This is a genomic window from Rhodopseudomonas sp. (assembly GCF_036404135.1).
Taxonomy (GTDB): Bacteria; Pseudomonadota; Alphaproteobacteria; order Rhizobiales; family Xanthobacteraceae; genus Rhodopseudomonas_A.
Genome location: NZ_DASWPE010000092.1, coordinates 1 through 10,042 on the forward strand (window position 1 = coordinate 1; position 10,042 = coordinate 10,042).

Consider the following 10,042-nt stretch of genomic DNA (forward strand, 5'->3'; position numbering starts at 1 on the left):
CGGCGATGCCGTGACCCAGCACCTGCTGCACCACGCTGTCGCCGATCGCGACGCCGCCGGTGATGGCGAGATGCGCGATCACCTGCCGCATCAGCCGCATCATGCCGATGGTGCCGGGGCGCCCGCCATAGAGCCGCGCCAGCTGCCGCACCAGCCGCAACGCCGCGATGAACACGAACAGCACGTCGATCAGCGCTTTCGGGCTGATCGCGGTAACCAGCGAGACGCGTTGCGCCGCGGTCGACACCAGGATGCGGGCCTGCTGATCCAGCGGCTCCAGCAATTCGCGTTCGGCGAGCCGGATCAGGTCGGCACCGTCGATGATGTCGTTGATATGGGTGTTGAGCGTGGTGCGGGCGCGGGCGAGCTGCGGGTTCTGGTTTTCCAGCGTCAGCAATTCCTTGACGATGGCGCGGCCCTCGGCGCGGTTGTCGGTCTCCAGGACCACCAGCGCGCGGCGGTGCAGTTTCTCGATCGCCGCCATTCGCAATAGGCTCATCACCTCGCGGATCACGATCACCGCCAGCGCTACGCCGGCGATCACCGCCAGCACCAGCGCGATGGTGCCGAGCGTCTTGTTCTGCGCGAACAGGTCCTCGACCAGCCGGGTCACCGCCAACCAGGCGGCGAGCGAGACCAGACCGCTGAGCGCGCTCCAGAACAGCGTCGCCCAGCGGAATCCCTTGCGCACCGCCAACACAGGCGCTGCTTCCGCCGGCACCGTGACGGCTGCGACCTGTTCCTTTTCCGGCGTGATCTGCACCCGGCCGCGCGGCGGCGGACGGCTGGCGTCGTCGACCGGATCGCTCACCACGACGCTGGGGTCGTCGAGCTTGAAGGTGGCCGGCCTGCGACTTTGAAACCGCTCCGTCATTGCAGTTTGTCTCCGATCAGGAACTGGAGCGCGCGGTCGAGGCGGATGTGAGGCAGGATGGTATCATCCGGGCCGCGATCGGCAATATGCGGCGGCCGGAAGCGCAGGAAACGGTAGTCGGCATATTCGGCGGAGCCGGCGGCCAGGCCGCGAAACGCCCCGGCGGTGAAGATCTCGTCGAGATTGGTCGGCAGGTCGCCGGGGAAGGTGGCGACCTCGGTTTCGCCGTCGAAAATGTCGCCGCCGGAGGTTTCGCCGGCGATCGGCGTGCCGACGATCGAAGGCAGCCGGTCGTGGCCGCGCTGCACCTGGGCTTCGCGGGTGGCGCGCACCGCGGACATCGCCACCACGTCGACCGCGGCGCCGGCATATTCCGCCCGCGCCGCGGCGCGCTCGACCAGCCGGCGCAAGATCAGCTCCAGCCGGTCGTGGCTGGAATGATGCAGGTGGTCGGCCTTGGTGGCGGCGAACAGGATGCGGTCGATCTTCGGCCGGAACAGCGAATTCAACAGCGAGCTGCGTCCGATCCGAAAGCAATCGAGGATGCCGGCCAGCGCCGATTCGAGATCGTGCAACGCCTCCGGACCGGCGTTGAACGCGGTCAGCGCGTCCACCAGCACGATCTGGCGGTCCAGCCTGGAGAAATGGTCGCGGAAAAACGGCCGCACCACGACGTCCTTGTAGGCCTCGAATCGCCGCCGCATCATCGCCCACAACGAGCCGTCGGGCGCCTCGCCGTCGGCGGGGAGGTCAAGCGGGGCGAAGGTCAAAGCCGGCGAGCCGGCGAGGTTGCCCGGCATCAGGAAGCGCCCCGGCGGCAACAGGCTCATGGCGAACTGCTCGTCGCGGCATTCGCGCAGATATTTGGTGAACAGCCGGGCCGCGGTCAGCGTCGCCTGTTCGCTTTCGCGGCCCTTGGGCGAGAGCGTGGCGAGATGGGCGTGCCATTCGCCGGCCAGCCGCACCCGCGGGTCCTGCATCGACAGCTTGAAGCTCTCCGCCGCCCATTGCTCATAGCTCTGGTTCAACAGCGGCAGGTCGAGCAGCCATTCGCCGGGATAATCCACGATGTCGATGGTCAGCGTGCGGTTGGCGCCGTTCTTGCGCTGATAATCCACCACCAGCCGCAGCTCGCTGATGTCGACGGTGGAATGCGGCCAATTGCGCTCGGTGATCAGCGTTCTTAGGTGGTGCTCGTAATCGAACCGGGGAACCGCATCGTCCGGCTGCGGTTCTAGTCGTGCCTTGGCAATCCGGCCGGTGGCCATCGATTCGAAGATCGGGAAGCGGCCGCCGCGCGACAGCCCGTGCACCAGCGCGGTGATGAAGATGGTTTTGCCGGCGCGCGACAGCCCGGTGACGCCGAGCCGGATCGTCGGGTTGAACAGGTTGTCGCTGTAATCGAGCAACGCCCGCGCCGACAGCCGCGCTTCCTCGATCAGATTGGAGAAATTGAACGCCATGCTTCGGTATCGGCTCGATCGAACAGAGAAACCGGGCGAAATTAGCCGGAAAGCAGCGATTCTGGCGAATCAAGCCTTGGGTTTGCCGGGTTTGCGACGAATAGTCTGCATGTCATCGACCGGCAACAGAATATGATTTATCCTGCCGCGTCGGCCGGCCTGAATGCGCCAGATCAATTTAGAACAGGGTTCTCAACCGGAAACGCCGCATGACGATCTTCCAATTGAAGCAACTCGCCGCCCACTCCGCCCATGCCGCTGCCCATTCCGCCCACGCCGCCGCCGGTGCGGTCGGCTGGCATTATGACCGCGCCGAACTGATCGCCGACGGCGTCGTGCATATTCTGGGCGTGGCGCTCGGCGTCATCGCGGTGACTGTGATGATCGTGCTGGCCGGGGTGTTCTCCTCGGCCTCCGACATCATGCTGGTGCTGGTCTATGCCGGCGGGCTGTTGGCGATGCTGGGGTTTTCCGCGGCCTATAATCTGTGGCCGGTATCGCGGCGCAAATGGATGCTGCGGCGGTTCGACCATTCGGCGATCTATCTCTTGATCGCCGCGACCTACACGCCGTTGCTGGCGCAGATCAAGGACCAGGTGTTCGCCGCCGCGCTGCTCGGCGGGGTGTGGGGCGTCGCGATCATCGGTATCCTGCTGAAATTGTTCGTGCCGGGCCGCTTCGACAAGGTGTCGATCGGGCTCTACCTGGCGATGGGCTGGAGCGGGCTGATCGCCTACCAGTCGGTGGCGGCCGCGGTGCCGCATCTGGCGCTGTGGTTCATCGCGGTGGGCGGCGTGCTGTACACGCTCGGCGTGGTGTTTCACGCCTGGCGGGCACTGCGATTCCAGAACGCGATCTGGCATTCCTTCGTGCTGCTCGGCGCCGCCTGCCACTACACCGCGGTGCTCGATACCGTGCTGGCGTGAGGCGCCCTGCCTAAGACCGTCATTCCGGGGCGCAAGCAGCTTTGCTGCGAGCGAACCCGGAAGCTCGCAACATGCGGCAGACTTTGAGCGGGCGGCAGATTCCGGGTTCGCTCGCAAGTGCTCGCGCCCCGGAATGACTGCTGCGGTGTATCACCAGCTCGCGCTGGCTTTCATGGTCGGTGCGCCGGCGGCGTTGGACGTCCAGAGTTCGAGGCCAGCGGCCGTTTCATTGGCGTTGATGCTGAATTCGCCGCCGTCGAACAATGGCTGCACGCCGCGATAGCTGAACTGTTTCGGGGCCGCGCCACGCAATTTGGTTGCGAAATTCACCAGCAGCGCCGCCTGCAGCGGGCCGTGAAATATCAGCCCCGGATAGCCTTCGACCTTGGTGACGTAGTCGCGGTCGTAATGAATGCGGTGGCCGTTGAAGGTCAGCGCCGAATAGCGAAACAGCAGCACCGCATCGGCGAAATGGCTCTCGCGATGCTGCGCGGCGGGCGCCGCGGCGGGCGCTGCCGGCGCTGCGGCGGCGCTCGACAGCTCGCGATAGACGATGTCCTGGCGCTCGCGCACCGCGACGCCGCGCTCCGTCGAAATGATGTGCTCGACCGCGACGAAGCACAGCGGCCCGGTCGAGCCATGCTTCAGCGTGACGTCGGCGATGGTGGAGGTGCGCGTCACCGCGTCGCCGACCCGCAGCGTATCGAGAAACTGCAATTGCCCGCCGGCCCACATCCGCCGCGGCAGAGGCACCGGCGGCAGAAACCCGCCGCGCGCCGGATGGCCATCGGGCCCGAGCTCGGCCATCGGCGCGACCGGCTGCGCCAGGCACCAATGCACCGTGAACGGCGCGGCGTCGCCCTCGGCGGGGGTGCCGATGTCGAGAAACAACGTCGCCCGCAGCCCCTTGACGAGTTGCGCGGTGACAATGTCGGAGGCCTGTTCGCTGCGGCCGATCCATTGCTTGAGATGGTCGAGATCGAGAGTGTCGGTCATGAAGATTTCGCCTTGGTGGTGGTGTTCGGGCTTTCACCGATGCCGGGCACCGCGCCGTAGCAGCGCGCCTCGCCGACGACGATCGTCGCCGGCGCTGGATAACTCACCGGACCGTTGGGTGTCGCCACCTCGATCCGCCGCAGATGCGGATGTCGGGCCAGATCCGCCATGGTATTGACCTCGGCAAAGGCGATGTCGGCGGCGGTCAGATCCGCCAACAGGTCTTCGCGGGTCAGCCGGGCGAACGCCGCGGCCACGGTCTGGTCGGTGAAGGCGCGGTTGCGCACCCGCTCGACGCCGTTGCACAGCCGCGGATCGGTGGCGAGCTGCGGCTGGCGCAACACCTCGGCGCACAGCCGCTTCCATTCCCGCTCGCTCTGGATCGAAATCAGGATGTCGCGGCCGTCCTGCGAGGTGAACACGCCGTAGGGCGCGATCGAGGGATGCGCCAGCCCCATGCGTTGCGGCGGCCGGCCGGCTTCGGCGTTCAACAGCGGCACGGTGAGCCAGTCCGCCATCACGTCGAACATCGAGATCCGGATGTCGGCGCCGTTTCCATGGCGCGCGCGGCCGATCAGCGCCTCGAGGATCGCGGCCTGCGCCGTCGCTCCGGTGGCGATATCGACGATCGATATGCCGACGCGGGAGGGGCCGTCGGCGCCGCCGGTGATCGAGGCGAGCCCGCTGTCGGCCTGGATCAGCAGGTCGTAGGCCTTGCGATCCGCATAGGGGCCGTCGTCGCCATAGCCGGAAATGCTGCACAGGATCAGCGCCGGATAGTCCTTGCGCAACCGCGCGCGGGTAAAGCCCAGCCGGTCCAACGAGCCCGGCTTGAGGTTCAGTAGCAGCACGTCGGCGGAGCCGATCAGCGTCTCCAGATCGGCGCGGCCTGCGGCGGTGGTGAGATCGATCACCACCGAATCCTTGCCGCGGTTGAGCCAGACGAAGTAGCTGCTCTGGCCGTTCGCCGCGTCGTCATAGCCGCGGGCGAAATCGCCTTCCGGGCGCTCGACCTTGATCACATGGGCGCCGGCATCGGCCAGCCGCGAACTGCAATAGGGGGCTGCGACCGCCTGTTCGACGGCGACCACGGTCAGTCCCTCAAGCGGCAGCACTTACCTCTCCCCGCTTGCGGGGAGAGGTCGGATCATCGCGCAGCGATGATCCGGGTGAGGGGGCGTTCCTACAAGGAATGAGTCGAGTCCGCGTTGCGGCGCTCCCTCACCCCGCCCCTCTCCCCGCAAGCGGGGAGAGGGAGCGACTGTCGCAGCGCTCTGCCTCTGCATCATGCGCCTCTCAATACGACCGCGGCAGGCCGAGCACGTGCTCGGCCAGATAGGACAGCACCAAATTGGTCGAGATCGGTGCCACCTGGTACAGCCGCGTCTCGCGGAATTTGCGCTCGACGTCGTATTCCTCGGCGAAGCCGAAACCGCCATGGGTCTGCACGCAGGCGTTGGCCGCTTCCCACGAGGCATCGGCGGCGAGCATCTTCGCCATATTGGCCTCGGCGCCGCAATCCTGTCCGGCCTCGTATTTGCGCGCGGCCTCCTTGACCATCAGCTCGGCGGCGCGCATCGCCGCGTAAGCCTTGGCGATCGGAAACTGCACGCCCTGGTTCTGTCCGATCGGCCGGCCGAACACCACGCGTTCGCCGGCATAGGCGGTGGCCTTGGCGATGAACCATTTGGCGTCGCCGACGCATTCCGACGCGATCAGGATGCGCTCGGCATTCATGCCCGAGAGAATGTAGCGAAAGCCCTTGCCCTCCTCGCCGATCCGATTCTCCGCCGGCACCCGCAGGTCGGTGAAGAATACTTCGGTGGTGGAGTGGTTCATCATGGTGCGGATCGGCCGGATCGACAGCCCGTGATTCTTGGCCTGTTTCATGTCGACCAGGAACACCGACAGCCCGTCGGTGCGCTTGGCGGATTGCTCCTTCGGCGTGGTTCGCGCCAATAGAATCATCAGGTCGGAATATTCCGCGCGGCTGGTCCAGATCTTCTGGCCGTTGACGACGTAGTCGCCGTTATCGTCCTTCCTGGCGAAGGTCTTCAGCGACGAGGTGTCGGTGCCGCTCGAGGGCTCGGTGACGCCGAACGCCTGTAGCCGCACCTCGCCGGAGGCGATCTTCGGCAGCCATTTGGCTTTTTGCGCTTCGGAGCCGTGCCGCAGCAGCGTGCCCATGGTGTACATCTGGGCGTGGCAGCCGCCGCCGTTGCAGCCGGCCTTCTGGATCTCTTCGAGGATCGCCGCGGCCGCCGACAGCGTCAGCCCGGAACCGCCATACTCTTCCGGGATCAGCACCGACAGATAGCCGGCCTCGCTCAGCGCGTCGACGAAGGCCTGCGGATAGGCCATCTCGCGGTCGAGCTTGCGCCAGTATTCACCGGGAAATTGCCCGCACAGTCTGGCGACGGCGTCGCGGATATCTTGGAATTCGTCCTGCTCCGAGGGCTGAATGGTCATCGGGGAGTTTGCGTCTCGCTGAGATGATTACATGATTTCCGTGACGTCGCGCTCAATCGAGTCAACGCCTCGCGTTTGTCATTGCGAGGAGCTCTTGCGACGAAGCAATCCAGGGGCTCCGTGCTCGGCGCCCCTGGATTGCTTCGCGCAACGGGCGGCGCTTTTGCGCCGGCCCGTTGGCTCGCAATGACGAACTCAACGCATTGATTGGCATTTCAGGCCCATCTCACGACAATCGCACCGGCAAGGACTCATAGCCCCTGACGAAGCTCGAATACACCCGCCTTGGTTCGCCGACAACGTGGATGTGATCGAAGCGTTTCAGCATTTCCTCCCATACGATCCTGAGTTGCAGCTCGGCCAAACGCATGCCGACGCAGCGGTGAATCCCGAAGCCGAATGCGAGATGCGTGCGCGGCCGCGCGCGGTCGATGATGAAATCGTTTGGCCGCTCGATCGCCTCGTCGTCGCGGTTGCCGGAGACGTACCACATCACCACGCGCTCGCCCTTGCGGATCAGCTTGCCGCCGAGTTCGGTGTCGCAGAGCGCGGTGCGGCGCATATGCGCCAGCGGCGTCTGCCAGCGGATCACCTCCGGCACCATGCTGTCGAGCAGCGCCGGATTGTCGCGCAGCTTGGCGAATTGCTCGGGGTTCTCGTGCAAAGCCAGCACCGAGCCGGTCATGGTGTTGCGGGTGGTGTCATTGCCGCCGATGATCAACAGGATGATGTTGCCGATCAGATTGTCGTGATCCATGTGCCTTGTGGCGTCGTGATGCGCCATCATCGAGATCAGATCGTTGCGCGGCGCGGCGTTGACGCGTTCGTTCCACAGCCGGGTGAAACAGCTGGCGCAGTCGCTCATCTCGGCGCGGCGCTGCGCCTCCGACTCCACCACGCCGCTTTTCGGCAGCGCGGTGGCGACGTCGGACCACCGCGTCAGCTTGCGGCGTTCGTCGAACGGAAAGTCGAACAGCGTCGCCAGCATCTGCGTGGTCAGCTCGATCGAGACTTTCTCGACGAAGTTGAAGGTCTCGTGGCGCGGCAGCGCGTCGAGCACCTTGCCGGAGCGCTGCCGGATCAACACCGCCAGTTCGTCGAGATGCTCCGGGGTGAACATCGGCGACACCGTCTTGCGCTGCTCGGCGTGCCGCGGCTGGTCCATCGCGATGAAGCTCGGCCAGTCGTAGCCCTGCGGCGCGTCGCGGATCGAAATGCCGCCGAGCTTGGAATCCGAGGAGAAGATCTCGTGATGGGTGTCGACATGCATGATGTCGTTGTACTTGGTCACCGACCAATACGGCTCGATCGGCGCGTTGCTGCAGTAATGCACCGGCGCCTCGGCGCGCAGCCGTTCGAACCACGGCCACAGCGTGTCGTCGCGGAAAAGCCGCGGCGCGCCGGGATGGAAATCCTTCAGCGGAGTGGCATAGGCCTGCGCGCGGGCGATGCGCAGCTGGGCGGCCTTCTCGGACTCGACGCTGCCGTGCATGCCGCGCTCCTGTGTGCTGTGCTCCCGAGGCCGCCTGGTGATGCCCGAGGCGGTGGGCGAATTACACCGCGTCGGGCGCGGCGGCGCAAGGCCCGGCCGACGGTGGCGGCGCGGCGATCCGCCCCGTGACATTGCCGGCGGCGGCGAATAGACCTGCAGCAACACTTTGGCACAGACCAGCAGGCGACCGGAGGCGACCCCATGATTCCCAACGCGCAGCGGATGTTCAATTTCGATCTCGGCGAGACCGCGGACGCGATCCGCGACACCGTGCGGGATTTTTCGCAAAACGAAATTGCGCCGCGCGCCGATGAGATCGATAGGAGCAATCAGTTCCCGCGCGACCTGTGGCCGAAGCTCGGCGCGCTGGGGCTGCACGGCATCACCGTCGAGGAAGAGTACGGCGGCGCCGGGCTCGGCTATCTCGAACATTGCATCGCGGTGGAGGAAATTTCCCGCGCCTCGGCCTCGGTCGGGCTGTCCTACGGCGCGCATTCCAACCTCTGCGTCAATCAGTTGCGCCGCAACGGCAACGAGGCGCAGAAGCGCAAATATCTGCCGAAGCTGATCTCGGGCGAGCACGTCGGCGCGCTGGCGATGTCGGAGCCCGGCGCCGGCTCCGACGTGGTGTCGATGAAGACCCGCGCCGAAAGGCAGGGCGACCGCTACATTCTCAACGGCAGCAAGATGTGGATCACCAACGGTCCGATCGCCGAGACGCTGGTGGTCTATGCCAAGACCGATGCCGCGGCCGGCGCCCGCGGCATCACCGCCTTCATCATCGAGAAAGGCATGAAAGGCTTCAGCACCGCGCAAAAGCTCGACAAGCTCGGGATGCGCGGCTCCGACACCGGCGAGCTGGTGTTTCAGGATTGCGAAGTGCCGGAGGACAACGTGCTCGGCGAGGTCGGCCGCGGCGTCAACGTGCTGATGAGCGGGCTCGACTATGAGCGCGCGGTGCTGGCGGCGGGGCCGCTCGGCATCATGCAGGCCTGCCTCGACGTGGTGATGCCCTACATCCACGAGCGCAAGCAGTTCGGCCAGCCGATCGGCCTGTTCCAACTGGTGCAGGGCAAGCTCGCCGACATGTATGTGACGCTGAACGCCTCGCGCGCCTATGTCTATGCGGTGGCGAAGGCCTGTGATCGCGGCGAGACCTCGCGCGAGGATTCCGCCGGCGCCATTCTTTATGCCGCGGAGCGCGCGACGCAATGCGCGCTGGACGCGATCCAGCTGCTCGGCGGCAACGGCTATATCAACGACTATCCCACGGGCCGGCTGCTGCGCGACGCCAAGCTCTACGAGATCGGCGCCGGCACCAGCGAGATCCGCCGCATGCTGATCGGCCGCGAATTGTTCGAAAAGAGCGCGTGAAGATTCTTTCTTACCCTCACCTTGGGGGGGAGGGTCGATCGGCACCGCGCGAAGCGCGGCGCCGATCGGGGGGGGTGAACGATCTGCCGCAGAGCTTGTAGCTTCACCCCACCGTCTCCCAGCCCGCTGCGCGCGCTGCTCGCCGACCCTCCCCCTTTAGGGCAGGGCGATCGCATATAATGATGTCAGCTTAGCAACGCATGGCAGCGATCGAGCACGACCCCTCCCCGGGTCGTCCCTGCGCACGCAGGGACCCGTCACCCCTGGCTTCAGAGATGAAGAACGGCTTTGGCCAATCGCAAAACGAGACTCCGCGCCGTATGGGTCCCTGCGTGCGCACTAAGGCATGCACACATCTTGGGTGCGACGGATTGACTCGGGTGTTGCTGGGGGGATTCCAGAATCGGGAATTCGTGTGATCTGTCTTGCGACACTTCGATTTTGACGG

General features: G+C 65.7%; 8 protein-coding genes. 2 read left to right on the forward strand and 6 right to left on the reverse strand.

Annotated elements, in window-relative coordinates; translation table 11 throughout:
- Nucleotides 1-874 (reverse strand): TIGR01620 family protein (locus VGC77_RS10415; protein ID WP_331171495.1); only part of this gene is annotated, 874 nt, incomplete at its 3' end.
- A complete protein-coding gene (locus tag VGC77_RS10420) occupies nt 871-2,337 on the reverse strand; it encodes a YcjX family protein (protein WP_331171496.1) in 1,467 nt (488 codons plus the stop codon). The genes VGC77_RS10420 and VGC77_RS10415, both read right to left, overlap by 4 nt.
- Nucleotides 2,338-2,546: 209 nt before the next feature.
- Here VGC77_RS10420 and trhA point away from each other — a divergent pair, with 209 nt between their 5' ends.
- On the forward strand, nt 2,547-3,263 hold the full coding sequence (gene trhA / locus VGC77_RS10425; protein ID WP_331171497.1) for a PAQR family membrane homeostasis protein TrhA: 717 nt from the start codon (nt 2,547-2,549) through the stop codon (nt 3,261-3,263).
- 150 nt (nt 3,264-3,413) lie between these two features.
- Here trhA and VGC77_RS10430 read toward each other — a convergent pair whose 3' ends face one another.
- The 4 genes from VGC77_RS10430 to VGC77_RS10445 form a co-directional block, all read right to left on the reverse strand.
- Nucleotides 3,414-4,259 (reverse strand): FAS1-like dehydratase domain-containing protein, encoded by an 846-nt coding sequence (locus tag VGC77_RS10430; protein WP_331171498.1) that lies wholly within the window; start codon nt 4,257-4,259, stop codon nt 3,414-3,416.
- Nucleotides 4,256-5,374: a CaiB/BaiF CoA-transferase family protein gene (locus tag VGC77_RS10435; protein ID WP_331171499.1), complete on the reverse strand. Its 1,119-nt coding sequence runs from the start codon at nt 5,372-5,374 to the stop codon at nt 4,256-4,258. Before VGC77_RS10435 ends, VGC77_RS10430 begins: the two co-directional genes overlap by 4 nt.
- A gap of 181 nt (nt 5,375-5,555) precedes the next feature.
- Nucleotides 5,556-6,728: an acyl-CoA dehydrogenase family protein gene (locus VGC77_RS10440; protein WP_331171500.1), complete on the reverse strand. Its 1,173-nt coding sequence runs from the start codon at nt 6,726-6,728 to the stop codon at nt 5,556-5,558.
- A 226-nt stretch (nt 6,729-6,954) separates the two neighbouring features.
- Nucleotides 6,955-8,220 (reverse strand): cytochrome P450, encoded by a 1,266-nt coding sequence (locus tag VGC77_RS10445; RefSeq protein WP_331171501.1) that lies wholly within the window; start codon nt 8,218-8,220, stop codon nt 6,955-6,957.
- A 201-nt stretch (nt 8,221-8,421) separates the two neighbouring features.
- Between VGC77_RS10445 and VGC77_RS10450 the strand changes: the two genes are divergently transcribed.
- On the forward strand, nt 8,422-9,594 hold the full coding sequence (locus VGC77_RS10450; protein ID WP_331171502.1) for an isovaleryl-CoA dehydrogenase: 1,173 nt from the start codon (nt 8,422-8,424) through the stop codon (nt 9,592-9,594).
- Nucleotides 9,595-10,042: the final 448 nt, after the last annotated feature.